At 69.2% G+C, this 14,483-nt stretch carries 13 protein-coding genes and 2 pseudogenes; 8 read left to right on the forward strand and 7 right to left on the reverse strand.

Annotated elements, in window-relative coordinates; all coding sequences use genetic code 11:
- From AWC14_RS27775 to AWC14_RS27800, 6 genes and pseudogenes are all read right to left on the reverse strand, one after another.
- A partial coding sequence (locus AWC14_RS27775) for a class I SAM-dependent methyltransferase (protein ID WP_211282317.1) occupies positions 1 to 107 on the reverse strand: 107 nt, incomplete at its 3' end.
- 123 nt (positions 108 to 230) lie between these two features.
- Entirely contained in the window at positions 231 to 1,130 is a 900-nt protein-coding gene (locus tag AWC14_RS27780) for an alpha/beta fold hydrolase (protein ID WP_045385053.1), read from the reverse strand.
- The gene (locus tag AWC14_RS27785; RefSeq protein WP_045385051.1) at positions 1,130 to 2,476 is read right to left on the reverse strand and encodes an ABC1 kinase family protein; all 1,347 of its coding nucleotides are present in this window, start codon (positions 2,474 to 2,476) and stop codon (positions 1,130 to 1,132) included. The genes AWC14_RS27780 and AWC14_RS27785 overlap by 1 nt, the downstream gene beginning before the upstream one ends.
- Positions 2,477 to 2,587: 111 nt before the next feature.
- Positions 2,588 to 2,860 (reverse strand): annotated as a pseudogene (locus tag AWC14_RS27790) (alpha/beta fold hydrolase); the annotation flags it as partial.
- Complete coding sequence (locus tag AWC14_RS27795; RefSeq protein ID WP_045385047.1) at positions 2,847 to 3,428, reverse strand: DinB family protein; 582 nt, start codon at positions 3,426 to 3,428, stop codon at positions 2,847 to 2,849. The gene AWC14_RS27795 and the pseudogene AWC14_RS27790, both read right to left, overlap by 14 nt.
- 33 nt (positions 3,429 to 3,461) lie before the next feature.
- A complete protein-coding gene (locus AWC14_RS27800; RefSeq protein WP_045385045.1) occupies positions 3,462 to 4,031 on the reverse strand; it encodes a nucleotidyltransferase in 570 nt (189 codons plus the stop codon).
- 18 nt (positions 4,032 to 4,049) lie between these two features.
- Between AWC14_RS27800 and AWC14_RS27805 the strand changes: the two genes are divergently transcribed.
- The 6 genes from AWC14_RS27805 to rplL all read left to right on the forward strand — a co-directional run bounded on the left by AWC14_RS27805 (position 4,050) and on the right by rplL (position 11,693).
- Positions 4,050 to 4,829 (forward strand): endonuclease/exonuclease/phosphatase family protein, encoded by a 780-nt coding sequence (locus tag AWC14_RS27805; protein ID WP_045385043.1) that lies wholly within the window; start codon positions 4,050 to 4,052, stop codon positions 4,827 to 4,829.
- A gap of 9 nt (positions 4,830 to 4,838) precedes the next feature.
- The gene (locus tag AWC14_RS27810) at positions 4,839 to 8,963 is read left to right on the forward strand and encodes a glycoside hydrolase family 38 N-terminal domain-containing protein (protein WP_045385039.1); all 4,125 of its coding nucleotides are present in this window, start codon (positions 4,839 to 4,841) and stop codon (positions 8,961 to 8,963) included.
- Positions 8,960 to 9,568, forward strand: a complete 609-nt coding sequence (locus AWC14_RS27815) for a DUF7158 domain-containing protein (protein WP_045385036.1) — start codon at positions 8,960 to 8,962, stop codon at positions 9,566 to 9,568. The genes AWC14_RS27810 and AWC14_RS27815 overlap by 4 nt, the downstream gene beginning before the upstream one ends.
- A gap of 7 nt (positions 9,569 to 9,575) precedes the next feature.
- Entirely contained in the window at positions 9,576 to 10,460 is an 885-nt protein-coding gene (locus AWC14_RS27820; RefSeq protein WP_045385033.1) for an ROK family protein, read from the forward strand.
- A 249-nt stretch (positions 10,461 to 10,709) separates the two neighbouring features.
- Positions 10,710 to 11,273: a 50S ribosomal protein L10 gene (rplJ, locus tag AWC14_RS27825; RefSeq protein ID WP_045385030.1), complete on the forward strand. Its 564-nt coding sequence runs from the start codon at positions 10,710 to 10,712 to the stop codon at positions 11,271 to 11,273.
- A gap of 27 nt (positions 11,274 to 11,300) precedes the next feature.
- Positions 11,301 to 11,693, forward strand: coding sequence for a 50S ribosomal protein L7/L12 (rplL, locus tag AWC14_RS27830; protein WP_045385028.1), 393 nt, complete (start codon positions 11,301 to 11,303; stop codon positions 11,691 to 11,693).
- Positions 11,694 to 11,720: 27 nt separating this feature from the next.
- On the opposite strand, the gene AWC14_RS27835 is transcribed toward rplL, so the two are convergent.
- Complete coding sequence (locus tag AWC14_RS27835; protein WP_045385025.1) at positions 11,721 to 12,419, reverse strand: TetR/AcrR family transcriptional regulator; 699 nt, start codon at positions 12,417 to 12,419, stop codon at positions 11,721 to 11,723.
- A 61-nt stretch (positions 12,420 to 12,480) separates the two neighbouring features.
- Here AWC14_RS27835 and AWC14_RS27840 point away from each other — a divergent pair, with 61 nt between their 5' ends.
- Together AWC14_RS27840 and AWC14_RS27845 are read left to right on the forward strand one after the other, a co-directional pair.
- Positions 12,481 to 13,980 (forward strand): carotenoid oxygenase family protein, encoded by a 1,500-nt coding sequence (locus tag AWC14_RS27840; protein ID WP_045385022.1) that lies wholly within the window; start codon positions 12,481 to 12,483, stop codon positions 13,978 to 13,980.
- Positions 13,981 to 14,104: 124 nt separating this feature from the next.
- Positions 14,105 to 14,483 (forward strand): annotated as a pseudogene (locus AWC14_RS27845) (IS982 family transposase); the annotation flags it as partial.

Raw genomic sequence — 14,483 nt, forward strand, 5'->3', positions numbered from 1 at the left:
GCGCAGCTGTACGTGCGACTGGGGTCTAAGAACAGGGCGAAGAACTCGTCGGACAGGTCGTAGTGGGCCTGCACGTCCTTGAAGTGGGGCTTCAGTTTTTGCGCCATACATGCGCCTCTCAGGTAGCACGACGTCACCGCATCGATTGAGCGGGACGACAACCCCATACCGCCAGACATGCTAATCGAACAGGGCTGATCCAAAGGGTACGAAAACGGCGAGTCTTTGGTTCAACCCTCGGCGAAATTGCGGGTGAGTTCGCCGATCACCGGGTCCCACAGCTGCTCGGGCAGTTCGTGGCCCATGCCCTCGAAGGTCACAAAGCGTGCGCCGCGGATGGCACGGGCCACCGCGCGCCCACCGGAGGGCCGCATCAGCTTGTCGGCCAGGCCGTGGATGACCACGGTGGGTGCGGTGATCTGCCGGTCGTAGCGGACCAGGCTGCCGCTGGCCAGGACCGCGCTGAAATGCCGGGCGATCCCCCACGGGTAATAGCTGCGCTCGTAGCCTTCGATGGCTTCCTCGCGGATGCGCTGTTCGGGCGCCGGGTAGGCGGGGCTGCCGATGATCCGGGTGACCCGCACGGCGTTGTCGACGATGACGTCGCGCGGCGAGTCCGGCGGCGGGCCCTGGATGACGGCGAACAGCGCGCGCGGCGCCGGCGGCGGCAGGAACCGGCGGTTGTTGCTGGAGAAGATCACCGCCAGCGACCGGGTTCGTGCGCTGTATCGGGCGGCGACGATCTGGGCGATCATTCCGCCCATCGAGGCGCCGACGACGTGGGCGCGCTCGATGCCCAGGTGGTCGAGGACGGCGGCGGCGTCGTCGGCCATGTCTTCCAGCGTGTAGGCGGACTTGCCGGGTAGGCCGAACCAGAACCGGATCATGCGGGGAAGCTTGGGGCCGGACTTGACGCGCGGGGTCTTGGTGGACAGCCCGACGTCGCGGTTGTCGTAGCGGATGACGCGATAGCCCTCGGCGACCAGCTTTTCGCAGAACGCGGTGCGCCACAGGAGCAGCTGCGCGCCCAAGCCCATGATCAGCAGGACAGCCGGGTCGTTCGGGTCGCCCATGTCCTCGTAGTAGAGGTCCACCTCGCCGGACCGGGCGGTGCCTTTGCGGACCTGCACTAGACCTCCACGTCGCTTTGGTGTTCGCGGCTGACCTCGACCATGAAGTTGGCGAAGTAGCCCGTGAGCTGCGGATCGGACATCATCTGCCATTTCGGCGCCAGCAGTTTCATGTACCGCTCGACATAGAGGAACTGCTTGCCGATCAGCACCAGCTCGCGGGGCAGCTTGACGTCGTAGGCGTCGGCCAGCGCGGAGAGCTGCCGGCCGATGTCCGCGTATGACATCTCACCGAGCGTCTGCATGGTCAGCGGGGTGGAGAACTTCTCCAGGTCCTTGGCGGCCTGGGCCTCGGGTTTGACCGTGCCCACGGCGCCCATCAGCACCACGATCTTGCCCGCCGCCGCGTGGTCCTTCTTGACCAGCAGCGCGTAGACCAGCTCGCGCAGCAGCCAGCGGGTGCGCGGGTCGATGCGGCCCATGATCCCGAAGTCGAAGAACACGATCTTGCCGTCGGCGTCGACGTAGAGGTTGCCGGCGTGCAGGTCGCCGTGGAACAGGCCATGCCGCAGTCCGCCCTCGAACAGGCTGAAGATCAGCGCCTTGACCAGCTCGACGCCGTCGAACCCCGCCTTGCGGAGCTCGGCGACGTTGTCGATGCGGATGCCGTGCACCCGCTCCATCGTCAGCACCTTCTCGGTGGTGAAGTTCCAGTAGACCTGGGGCACGCGGATGTTGCGGCCGAGCGGAGAGGGGTTCAGGTGCGACACCCAGGCCTCCATCGACTGTGCCTCCAGGCGGAAGTCCAGCTCCTCGGCCAGGTTGTCGGAGAAGTCGGCGACGACGTCCTGGGCGGACAGCCGTCGGCCCAGCTTGGCCAGCTCCACGGCCTGCGCGAAGCGTTTGAGGATCTGCAGGTCGGCGGCGACCCGGCGGCGAATCCCCGGCCGCTGGATCTTGACGACGACTTCCTCGCCGCTGTGCAGGGTCGCGTAGTGCACCTGGGCGATGGACGCCGACGCGAACGGCTCGTCTTCGAAGCTGGCGAACAGCTCCTTCGGGTCCGCGCCGAGTTCTTCGACGAAGAGTTTGTGCACCTCTTTCGGGTCGGCCGGCGGTACCCGGTCGAGCAGCCCGCGGAATTCCCGGGACAGCTGTTCGCCGAAGGCGCCCGGGCTGGACGCGATGATCTGCCCGAACTTGACGTAGGTGGGGCCCAGGTCGGAGAAGGTCTGCGGGAGCTGCTTGATCACTTTCTGCTGCCAGGGCCCGCGGCCGGGGAGCTTGGTGACGACGCGGGCAGCGGTGCGTGTGAGCTGCCAACCCGTCGCGCCGATGCGGGCCGCTTCGACCGGCAACGGCACCCGGTCTAGCTTGGCGAGCTCGCGATGATTGTTGGAACTCATCAGTGCAGTGTGCCAAATTGCCCAATTCCCTGCCGCGAGCGTGCGTAGTTGTACGCCATTTGCGCCTGTGCAACGGCATTCTGTGCACGCTCGCGGCCAGAGCTAGGGGGCGCTGGTCCGGCCGAGGATGTAGCGCCACGCCCGCCGGTAGACCGAGCCGTCGGCGCGCAGGCCGTGCATCTTGGCCGACAGGCCGGTGTCGCGGTGGTCGAACCGGATCACCCGGTAGCCGGCGCCGACCAGCCGCGCGCAGAAGCCGTCCGGCCACATCGGCAGTTGCGCGCCCAGGCCCATGATCAGCAGCACCGGCGGATCGGCCGGGTCGCCGAGGTCCTCGTAATAGATGTCGACGTCGCCCGGGGCAACGCCGCTACGCGTCAGCACGCTTTGTCCACGGTGTCACCCATGGTCGCGGCTCCCAGTTCTCCAGGCCGGCGATCAGCTCGTACATCGTTGCGCCGTCGATGGTTTCCCGGATGATGTCGGCGTGCCCGGCGTGGCGGGCCAGCTCGTTGATCACATGCATGATCACCCAGCGCACCGACCACGCCTCGAGCCCCTCGGGGAACCACGGAATGTCTTGGGGGACTGGCACTTTCGCGTCAAGATCCGCGGTCTCCACCAGCCGCAGCGATTCGGCGTTCTGCGCCTTGAACGCGTCCAGCAGCCCCGTCAGCGTTTCGTCGGGCCGCATCACGTGCTGGTCGCCGAACTCCTTGGCGATCTCCTCGAACGGCCGCGGGTCCCGTGGCGGTTCGTGCGGTGCGGCGGCGACCCGCGCCATCCAGGTGCGCTGCATGCCGGTGACGTGCTTGACCAGCCCGCCGATCGACAGCGCGCTGACGGTCGGGGCGGATCGGGCCTGTTCATCGGTCAGCCCGTAGGACACCGCGAAGTACGCGCTTTGGTGATAGGCCAGGTATTCGCGCAGCGCGCTGCGTTCGTCGGTCACGGGCGGGGCAAGAGCGGGCATGCGTAGTCCCTATCACGTCGTGATCCCGAGCCGCTGCACGAGCACCAAGAACGCCACTGCGAAGTCGTTGCCCACGGTGTCGGCGCGCACCCGGTCCCAGTCCACCTGCTCGCGGACCGCGCGCACCGACGGCAGCAGCGAAGCGAAGTCGCAATGGTGTTCGGTCAGCGCGCACAGCTTCTGGATCACCACCTGCGTCGGCGACAGCACCGGCATCCGGATGGCCAACACGTCGCGCTCCTGGCCCGAACCGATCAGCTCCGCATCGACCGCGACCCCGTTGATGCGGTGCAGCACGTCGACGACGGCGTCACCCACGTACGCCTTGAACAGCCAGTCCTCCGGGGTGCGGTCGATGGTGAACCCGGCCTCGGCGAGTGTTTTGACCGCCACTTCCACGTCGGGCTCGGCGACGACGAGGTCCACGTCGTGCACCGGTTCGGGTGCGCAGTACACCCACAGCGCGTAGCTGCCGGCCAGCGCGAACTGCGGCCCGTGCGCCTTGAGCGCCGAGGCCGCGTGTCGCAGCGCCTCGCGCAATTCGTCATTGCGGGCGAACAGCTCTGGTCCGTGCGCGGTCATGATGGGTAGGTAATACCCATGCGGATGGCGACCTTCAACATCCTGCACGGCCGCAGCGTGCACGACGGCGAAGTCGACGTGGACCGGCTCGCCGACTGCGTGCGGCGGCTGGACGCCGACGTGCTGGCCTTACAGGAGGTGGACTGCGATCAGCCGCGGTCGGCGATGGCCGATCTCACCGCCGTCGCGGCCGAGGCGATGGGCGCGGTCAGCCACCGGTTCGTCGCGGCGATCGCCGGCACGCCCGGGGCGACCTGGATGGCCGCCACCGGCGACGAGCAGCCCGGCACCGCCGCCTACGGGATCGCGCTGCTGTCCCGGTATCCGGCGTTGAGCTGGCAGGTGCTGCGGCTGCCGCGGATTCCGCTGAAGTTCCCGATGTATCTGCCCGGGCCGGGCCGGGTGCAGATCGTCGACGAAGAGCCGCGGGCGGCGGTGCTGGCCCGGCTCGACACCGAGTTGGGCGAGCTGACCGTCGCCAACACCCACCTGTCGTTCGTCCCCGGGTGGAACCGGGTGCAGCTGCGCCGGCTGATCCGCGATCTGCGCGGATTCCCCCGCCCGCGGGTGCTGATGGGCGACCTCAACATGAGCGCCCCGACGCCGCAGCGCTGGACGGGCATGCGCCCGCTGGCCGCCGCCAAGACGTTCCCGATCGATGCCCCCGACCGCCAGCTCGACCACATCCTTACCGACGACGTCGGGCTGCTTGTCGATTCGTGTGCGACGCCGGCGTTGCCGATTTCCGACCACCTGCCGGTGGTCGTCGACGTGACGAGGGCGAGCACAACCTCGTAGGGTGCGGGAGTGCAGGTCATCGCTGCGGAGTCGACGGAACTGTTCGTCGGCCCGCCGGACGCACCGCTGCAACTGGCCCGGATCACGGTCAGCGGCTGCGCCGAGCCGACGCCGATATGGGTCGACGGCGCCGGCTTGGCCGGCGAAGCGCGGATCGAGGCCTGCCAAACCGTCGTCGAAGTGCCTGTCGCCGTTGACTATCCGGTAATCGGCCAGCGGCGGACCGCGCGGGTGCACGCCGACGACAGCTCGCTGGGGTTCGCGTTCACGGTGGCCGAGCCGGGCTGGACGATGTTCATGATCAGCCACTTCCACTACGACCCGGTGTGGTGGAACACCCAGGGCGCCTACACCAGCGTGTGGCGCGAGGATCCGCCGGGCAGGTGCCGGCAGGCCAACGGCTTCGAATTGGTGCACGCGCATCTGGAGATGGCCCGTCGCGAGCCCGAGTACAAATTCGTGCTGGCCGAAGTGGATTACCTCAAGCCGTACTGGGACACCCATCCGGAGGACCGCGCCGACCTGCGGCGGTTCATCGACGAGGGCCGTGTCGAGATCATGGGCGGCACCTACAACGAGCCCAACACCAACCTCACCAGCCCCGAGACGACGATTCGGAACCTGGTGGCTGGCATGGGTTTTCAGCGCGACGTGGTGGGCAGCGACCCGGCCACCGCCTGGCAGCTCGACGTGTTCGGCCACGACCCGCAGTTTCCCGGGATGGCCGCCGACGCCGGCCTGACGTCGAGTTCTTGGGCCCGCGGGCCGCACCACCAGTGGGGCCCGATGCACAGCGACGGCGGCCTTGCCGGCATGCAGTTCTGCAGCGAATTCGAGTGGATCGCCCCGTCCGGGCGCGGCCTGCTCACCCATTACATGCCGGCGCACTATTCGGCCGGCTGGTGGATGGACGAATCCACCTCGCTGGCCGAGGCCGAGCAAGCCACCTACCGGCTGTTCGAGGATTTGCGCAAAGTCGCTTTGACCCGCAACGTGCTGCTGCCGGTCGGCACGGATTACACGCCACCGAACAAGTGGGTCACCGAGATTCACCGCGACTGGGCAGCGCGCTACACCTGGCCGCGGTTCGTGTGCGCGCTGCCGCGGGAGTTCTTCGCCGCGGTGGGCGCGGAATTGAACGCCCGCGGCCTGGCGCCGTCGCCGCAAACCCGCGACATGAACCCGATCTACACCGGCAAGGACGTGTCGTTTATCGACACCAAGCAGGCCAACCGGGCCGCCGAGCACGCCGTCCTGCAGGCCGAGCGATTCGCCGTGTTCGCAGGCGTTGTGGCCGGCCTTTCCTACCCACAGGCGGCGCTGGCCAAAGCCTGGGTGCAGCTGGCGTACGGCGCCCACCACGACGCCATCACCGGCTCGGAGTCCGACCAGGTCTACCTCGACCTGCTGACCGGCTGGCGCGACGCGTGGGAGCTGGGCCGCTCTGTTCGAGATACGTCGCTCACCGTGCTGTCCCGATTGGTCGGCGGCGACCTGGTCGTGTGGAACCCGTTGGCGCACAACCGGACCGACGTGGTCACGATCCGACTCGGCGCTGCGGCGCGGATTGTGGACGCTGAAGGCGCCGAGGTGCCGTACATCTCCGACGACGACTCGGTGACGTTTGTCGCCCGCGACGTGCCGTCACTGGGGTGGCGGGCGTATCGAGTGGCCGCCGGCGAGCCGCGTTCCTGGGAGCCGTTGGCGGGCAACACGATTGCCAATGAACAGTATCGACTTACCGTCGACCCGGCGCGCGGCGGCGGGGTGGCGTCGCTGCGAGTCGACGGCCGGGAGCTGATCGCCGACGGCCGGGTGGGCAACGAGCTGGCCGTCTACGAGGAGTACCCCGCCCACCCGACCGGCGGCGAAGGCCCGTGGCACCTGCTGCCCAAGGGGCCGGTGGTGTGCTCGTCGGAAACGTCGGCCGAGGTCCAGGCGTTTCGCACGCCGGTCGGTCAGCGGCTCGTCGTGCGTGGCCGGATCGGCACCATGCTGCGTTACACCCAAACTCTTACGCTGTGGCACGGGATTTCACGGGTGGACTGCCGCACTAGGGTGGACGAGTTCACCGGCTCCGATCGGCTGCTGCGGCTGCGCTGGCCCTGCCCGGTGCCGGGCGCCACGCCGGTCAGCGAGGTCGGCGACGCCGTCGTCGGGCGCGGTTTCGCCTTGCTGCACGACGGCGATCGGTCGGTCGACGCCGCGGAGCATCCCTGGACGCTGGACAACCCCGCCTACGGCTGGTTCGGGCTGTCGTCGACCGCGCGGATTCGCCTCGGCGACGGCGTGCACGCGATGTCGGTGGCCGAAGTGGTGACGCCCACCGAGACCCTGTCCGGGTCGCTGGCCCGCGACCTGATGGTGGCTCTGGTGCGTGCCGGGGTCACCGCGACCTGCAGCAGCGCCGACAAGCCCCGCTACGGCTACCTCGACGTCGACTCCAACCTCCCCGATACCCGGATCGCGCTGGGCGGGCCGGGGCAGAACGCGTTCACCAAAGCCGTTCTGGCCGCGGCCGATCCGGCATACAGCGTCGAGCTGGACCGCCAGCTCGCGTCGACCGGCCGGGCCCGGATATGGGTGCCGGCGGCGGCGCCGCTGGCGACGGCGTGGCTGCCCGGCGCCGACCTTCGCGACCCGCGGGCACTGCCGGTGCTGGTGATCGCCGGCCGTGACGACGCCGACCTCGGCCCGGCGATCGCGGCGGTGACCGCCGACCTCGCTGACGCCGAAATCGTTGTCGCCCAACAGGCCCCGTCGGGGGTGCAAGAGTTCGAGCCGCACACCGTGGCGCTGCTCAACCGCGGGGTGCCCAGCTTCGCCGTCGACATCGACGGCACGCTGCACACCGCGCTGATGCGATCCTGCACCGGCTGGCCGTCGGGCGCCTGGACCGACGAACCGCGCCGCACCGCCCCGGACGGGTCCAACTTCCAGCTGCAGCACTGGACCCACACCTTCGACTACGCGCTGATCTCCGGAAGCGGCGATTGGCGCCAGGCCCGAATCCCCGCCCGCAGTGCAGAGTTCGGGCATCCGCTGCTGACGGCTGCCGGGGGAACCGGTGGGCTGCCCGCGACGGGCTCACTGTTGCGCATCGAGCCCGCCGGTGCGGTGGCGCTGGGCGCACTGAAAGCAGCGGGCAACCCGCTGGCCCGCGGCAGCGCTCGACCCGTCGACCCTCATTCGATCGCCCTACGGCTGGTCGAAATGCACGGCGCGACAACCAAAGTCGAGGTGGACTCGCCGGTCGGCACGCTGTCGGAGCTTCGGCCGGCCGACCTGCTGGAAACACCTCAACACCATCGGCAACTCACCACGCTGCACGGCTACCAGATCGCCACCGCGCTGGCCGAACTCGACATCCTCACGGATTCCGACGGCGCCGCCCCTGTGCCGGATGCCGAGAACGCGCAACCGCTGTATGCCCGTTACTGGTCGCACAACCGCGGGCCGGCTCCGCTGGGCGGCCTGCCCGCCGTCGCTCACTTGAACCCGCAGCGGGTCAGCGCCGCTGCCGGCGACGAGGTCGTGCTCCGCCTGACCGTGGCCAGCGACTGCACCGATGCACCGCTGACAGGCAATGTCGCACTGCGCTGCCCGGCCGGCTGGACGGCCACGCCCGAACTGCCGTTCGCGTTGCAGCCCGGCGAATACCGGGAAATCGAGCTGACCGTCGGCATCCAGCCACGCGCCGAACCCGGCCTGTATCCGCTGCGGGCACAGCTGCGCGTCACCGGGGACGATGTGCCGCCCGCCTGGCGCCAGGTGGTCGAGGACGTCGCAATGGTGTCCGTCGGCGGCGTCGACGGCTGGCCGGTTTACTTCGTCGACGAGCCGTCCGACATCGAGGTCCTGGCCGGCGATGCGGCGCGGTTGACGGTCACCGTCGGCACCGAGGCATGCGCGGATCTGGCGCTGGAGGCGCACGTGATCAGCCCGTGGGACACCTGGGAGTGGCTCGGTCCGGCCGCGCAAGGTGCGGTGCTGCCCGCGCGCGGCGCCGTCGAGCTCGGCTTCGACGTCGCGCCGCCCGCCAGGGTCGAGCCGGGCGAGTGGTGGGCGCTGGTCCGGGTGGGCTGTGCCGGGCACCTGCTGTATTCGCCGGCGGTGCGGGTGACGGTCCGATGATCGTCGCAACCGTCGGTGGCGCCGGCGTCCCGGTCGACGAGGTCGACGCCCGCGAGGCGCGGCTGCGCGACGGACCCTTGGCGGCCGCGCTGCCCGCCGAGGGCACCAGCGAGGGACGCCAACTGCGGCGCTGGCTCACCCAGCTGATCGTGACCGAGCGCGTGATCGCCACCGAGGCCGCCGCGCTCGGTGTGACCGACGCGGACGCGCCTGCCGAGGCCGAACTGCTGCCTGATGCGACGGCCCGCCTCGAGATCGGCAGTGTGGCCGCCGCGGCACTCGCTAACCCGTTGGCGCGCAACGTGTTTGCCCGTATCACCGGCGGCGTCGACGTCGGCGACGCCGACGTCGACGCCTACCACGCCCGCAACCCGCTGCGATTCGCCGCACCCGCACCCACCCGCGACGGCTGGCGCGGCCCCGCGCCCACCGCCCCGTCACTGGACGACGTTCGCCCGCAGATCGCCGAGCATCTGCGGGCAGCGGCGCGCCGCAGGGCCTTTCGGGTCTGGCTGGACGCGCGCCGGTCCGCGCTGGTGCGGCTGGCCCCCGGCTACGAACATCCCGGCGACCCGCGACAGCCCGACAACACCCACCGGCACTGACCGCCGCATGCTCACCCTGGCTCTCGACATCGGCGGCACCAAGATCGCGGCCGGCCTGGTGGATTCCGTTGGTGCAGTGGTGCATTCCGTCAAAAGACCGACTCCCACAGGTGACGTGTGGGCGGTGGTCGAGGCGATGATCGGCGATGCGATCGACGTCGCCGGCGGCGCAATCGGCGGGGTCGGTGTGGCGTCGTCCGGGCCGATCAACCTTGCCGCCGGGACCGTCAGCCCGGTGAACATCGCCGACTGGCGCGGATTCCCGCTGCGAGACAGGGTCGCCGCCGCGGTGCCCGGCGTGCCGGTGCGTCTCGGCGGCGACGGGCTGTGCATGGCGCTGGGCGAGCACTGGCGCGGCGCGGGCCGCGGCGCACGCTTTTTGCTCGGCATCGTGGTGTCCACCGGCGTGGGCGGCGGGCTGGTCCTCGACGGCGCCCCGTATCACGGCCGCACCGGCAATGCCGGCCACGTCGGTCACGTCGTCGTCGACCCGGACGGCCGGCCGTGCTCGTGCGGCGGTCACGGCTGCGTCGAGACCGTCGCGGCCGGCCCGTCGATGACACGCTGGGCGCGGGCCAACGGCTGGTCGGGGGCCGACGCCATGGCGCTGGCCGAGTCGGCCGCGGCCCGAGACCCGGTGGCGCTGCGGGCTTTTCGACGCGGCGCCGATGCGCTGGCCGCGATGATCGCCTCGGTGGCGGCGGTCTGCGACCTCGACGCGGTGGTCGTCGGCGGGGGAGTGGCCAACGCCGGCAGGCTGCTGTTCGACCCGCTGCGCGCGGCAGTGGCCGACCACGCCGGCCTGGACTTCATTCGCGGCTTGCGGGTGGTACCGGCTGCCCTGGGCGGCGACGCCGGCCTGGTCGGGGCGGCCAGACTCCTCGGCGACTAGTGCCCGCGTAGCGGTTCTGGCGGCGATCTTCGGGCTGCTGCCCGCCGCCTGTTTTGGCTGATCGCGGCGCAAACGCTATTGTGGTGGCCGATCCACCGAAGACCGTCGGTCACCGAGCAATCGGTTGAAGGTCCGGGAACTCCCGGCGGCCCACGCAGGAGGACGAGGCACGCTAGATACTGCACGCCCCGACCGCTTCCTGCGTCGGGGCGTTCGTCGTTTCCGGGCCGTAACGCCAAGGAGGTATGCATGGCCCGGGCTGACAAAGCCACCGCCGTTGCAGACATCGCCGAGCAGTTCAAGGCATCCACTGCCACCCTGATCACCGAATACCGGGGTCTGACGGTGGCCAACCTGGCTGAGCTGCGCCGCTCGCTGGCCGGCTCGGCCACCTACGCAGTCGCCAAGAACACGCTGATCAAGCGGGCCGCCACGGAGGCCGGCATCGAAGGCCTCGACGAGCTGTTCGTCGGGCCTACCGCGATCGCATTCGTCACCGGCGAGGCCGTCGATGCCGCCAAGGCGATCAAGACCTTCTCCAAGGATCACAAGGCACTGGTCATCAAGGGCGGCTACATGGACGGTCGCCCGCTGACCGTCGCCGAAGTCGAGCGCATCGCCGACCTGGAGTCGCGCGAGGTGCTGCTGGCCAAGCTGGCCGGCGCCATGAAGGCCAACTTGTCCAAGGCGGCCGGCCTGTTCAACGAGCCGGCATCGCAGGTGGCCCGCCTTGCTGCGGCGCTGCAGGAGAAGAAGTCCGCCGAGGCCCCGGCCGAGGCGCCCGCCGAAACCGCCGAGACATCAACCGAATAACGCACACACCGAGGAAGGACCCACACCATGGCCAAGCTGTCTACTGACGAACTGCTCGACGCTTTCAAGGAGCTGACCCTCCTGGAGCTCTCGGAGTTCGTGAAGAAGTTCGAGGAGACCTTCGAGGTCACCGCCGCCGCCCCGGTCGCCGTCGCGGCTGCCGCTCCGGGCGCTGCCCCCGCCGCAGCCGAGGCTGCCGAGGAGCAGTCGGAGTTCGACGTCATTCTCGAGGGCGCCGGCGACAAGAAGATCGGCGTCATCAAGGTCGTCCGCGAGATCGTCTCCGGCCTGGGCCTCAAGGAGGCCAAGGACCTGGTCGACGGCGCGCCCAAGCCGCTGCTGGAGAAGGTCACCAAGGAGGCAGCCGACGAGGCCAAGACCAAGCTCGAGGCCGCCGGCGCCACGGTCACCGTCAAGTAGCTCGACGCACGACAACCCCCGGGAGCGCTACGCCCCGGGGGTTTCGTGTACCGCCGAGAACTGCGACTGCTCTACTCGTTCACGCGAATCACCCAGCGCGACAAGCAGATTCGTCGTCATCGCGGCAAGCACAGGCCCGACGGCGCCGCCGTCGTCGCCGTAGTAGCCGGCCAGTTCCAGCATCACGAAGCCGTGGATCGTCGCCCAGAACTGGGCGGCGATCGCCACCACGGACGCGTCGTCGTCAGCCGATCCCACCGTGATCCGGCCCGCCCGCATCGACCGGTGCACCGGGTCCACCACGCGCGCGAAGCTCGGGTAGTGCTGGCCGATCTCGGCCACGCTCAGGCTGACGACGTTGTGCGCCGGCGCATTGATGCCGTGCGCGCTGGTACTGCCGAACATCAGCCGGTACATGTGCGGATGCTCAAGCGCATAGCGCCGGTAGGCGATCCCGGTGGCTATCAGGTCGGCCACCGGGTCGGCGGTCTCCGGGACGGTCAGTGCGTCGGCGAATTGCCGCAGACCCTCCTCGGCCACCCCGGCGATCAGCGCCCGCATCCCGCCGAAATGGGTGTACACGGCCATCGTGGATGTCCCGGCGTCGCCGGCGATCTTGCGGGTCTGCAGCGCGTCGGGCCCCTCGTCGTTGAGCAGCCTCACCGCGGCGTGCACCAGCTCGTCGCGCACGCTGCGTTGCATCTGCGGGAAATTCATCGTTGCCATCCTGTCACAGCAAGCGTACTGTCCCTATAACATCATAATATCAACGTTATAGGAGCTAGACGTGACTACTGCCGCCACCACCGCAACCGGCAATCCGTATCTCGAAGGCTTCCTGGCGCCAGTGCGCGCCGAGGTGACGGCGACCGATCTGCCGGTCACCGGTCACATCCCCGAACACCTCGACGGGCGCTATCTGCGCAACGGCCCCAACCCGGTCGCCGACGTCGACCCGGCCACCTATCACTGGTTCAGCGGCGACGCCATGGTGCACGGGGTGGCGCTGCGCGACGGGCAGGCCCGGTGGTACCGCAACCGCTGGGTCCGGACCGCGGCGGTGTGCAGCGCACTCGGCGAGCCCACGCCCGCCGGGCTCGACCCCCGCGCCGGGATGCTCTCCGTCGGTCCCAACACCAACGTGCTCAGCCACGCCGGACAAACCCTGGCACTGGTCGAGGGCGGCGGCGCCAACTACCGGCTGACCGACGAGCTCGACACTGTGGGGACCTGCGACTTCGACGGCACATTGGCCGGGGGGTACACCGCCCACCCGCACCGCGACCCGGCAACCGGCGAATTGCACGCCATCTCTTATTCTTTCGCGCGCGGACACACCGTGCAGTACTCGGTGATCGACACCCGGGGCCGGGCACGACGCACCGTCGACATCGCGGTGACCGGGTCGCCGATGATGCACGACTTCTCGCTGACCGAGAAGTATGTCGTGATCTACGACCTGCCGGTGACGTTCGAACCGGCGCGGGTGCTGCCGGCGACCGTTCCGCGCTGGCTCGGCCTGCCCGCTCGGCTGGTGGTGCAGTCGCTGCTCGGGCGCGTCCGGATGCCCAGCCCGGTCACCGCGATGGTCAACCGCAATCGCCAACCGATCAACCAGATGCCGTACGGCTGGAATCCCCACTACCCGGCGCGCATCGGCGTGATGCCGCGCGAGGGTGACAACAACGACGTCAGATGGTTCGAGATCGAACCCTGCTACGTCTACCACCCGCTCAACGCGTACTCGGAAATCCGCGACGGGGCGGAGCTGCTGGTGCTCGACGTGGTGCGCTACCCGCGCATGTTCGACCGCGACCGGCGCGGTCCCGGCGACAGCCGGCCGGCCCTGGACCGCTGGACGATCAACCTGACGACCGGCGCAGTCTCTGCCGAACGCCGCGACGACCGCTCGCAGGAATTCCCCCGAATCAACGAGAACGTGCTGGGCGGCAAGCACCGGTTCGGCTACACCGTCGGCGTCGACGGCGGATTCCTGGACGAAGCTTCGGAGATGACGTCGGCGTTGTACAAGCACGACTACGCGACCGGATCGGCCACCACCGCCGCACTGGACCCCAGCCTTTTGCTCGGCGAGATGTGTTTTGTGCCGAGCCCGGCTGCCCGCTCCGAGGACGACGGCGTCCTGATGGGCTACGGCTATCACCGGGGTCGCGACGAGGGTCAGCTGCTGCTGTTCGACGCCCAAACCCTCGAGTCGGTGGCCACCGTGCACCTGCCGCAGCGGGTGCCGATGGGCTTTCACGGCAACTGGGCGCCGCGCGGCTAGATGAGTAATTCCTAACCGCGGCGGCGGGTGAGTTGCGGCGGGTTGTTGATGCGTACCGCTGTTGGTTGTCTGTGCGGCGTGGCGGCTTGTGACTGATGTGGTTGGAGGGCATCGATGGACGTTTGTGACGACGAACCTCGATGCCCTCCTGACCGAACTGTATGTGACGATCGATGATCATGTCATCGGACCGGACCGACGGCGAGTCGGTCGACCGAAGAGACTCACCGATGCCGAGCTGGTGTGCCTGGCCGTGGCGCAGGTACTGCTCGGTGCTCGCAGCGAACACCATTGGCTGCGTATGTGTTTGGGCCGGCTGCGCCATCTGTTTCCGTATTTGCCCAAGCAGCCGGGCTACCACAAACGGATCAAGGCCGCCGCTCCGTTGATCTGCAAAGCCATGCTGTATCTGGCCGCCCAGTGCCCCTCGTGGGCCGACGACCTGCGACTGGTCGACGGCACGCCGATCCCGTGCGGGGCCTCCCGGGAGACGGTGGGCATCT

Source organism: Mycobacterium kyorinense, from assembly GCF_002101735.1.
Classification (GTDB): domain Bacteria; phylum Actinomycetota; class Actinomycetes; order Mycobacteriales; family Mycobacteriaceae; genus Mycobacterium; species Mycobacterium kyorinense.

What these genes read in the sequence shown, in the direction of transcription:
- rplJ (WP_045385030.1), top strand. Translation starts at nt 10,710, where the DNA reads ATGGCCCGGGCTGACAAAGCCACCGCCGTTGCAGACATCGCCGAGCAG.
- rplL (WP_045385028.1), top strand. Translation starts at nt 11,301, where the DNA reads ATGGCCAAGCTGTCTACTGACGAACTGCTCGACGCTTTCAAGGAGCTG.
- AWC14_RS27820 (WP_045385033.1), top strand. Translation starts at nt 9,576, where the DNA reads ATGCTCACCCTGGCTCTCGACATCGGCGGCACCAAGATCGCGGCCGGC.
- AWC14_RS27800 (WP_045385045.1), bottom strand. Translation starts at nt 4,031, where the DNA reads ATGACCGCGCACGGACCAGAGCTGTTCGCCCGCAATGACGAATTGCGC.
- AWC14_RS27835 (WP_045385025.1), bottom strand. Translation starts at nt 12,419, where the DNA reads ATGGCAACGATGAATTTCCCGCAGATGCAACGCAGCGTGCGCGACGAG.
- AWC14_RS27815 (WP_045385036.1), top strand. Translation starts at nt 8,960, where the DNA reads ATGATCGTCGCAACCGTCGGTGGCGCCGGCGTCCCGGTCGACGAGGTC.
- AWC14_RS27785 (WP_045385051.1), bottom strand. Translation starts at nt 2,476, where the DNA reads ATGAGTTCCAACAATCATCGCGAGCTCGCCAAGCTAGACCGGGTGCCG.
- AWC14_RS27805 (WP_045385043.1), top strand. Translation starts at nt 4,050, where the DNA reads ATGCGGATGGCGACCTTCAACATCCTGCACGGCCGCAGCGTGCACGAC.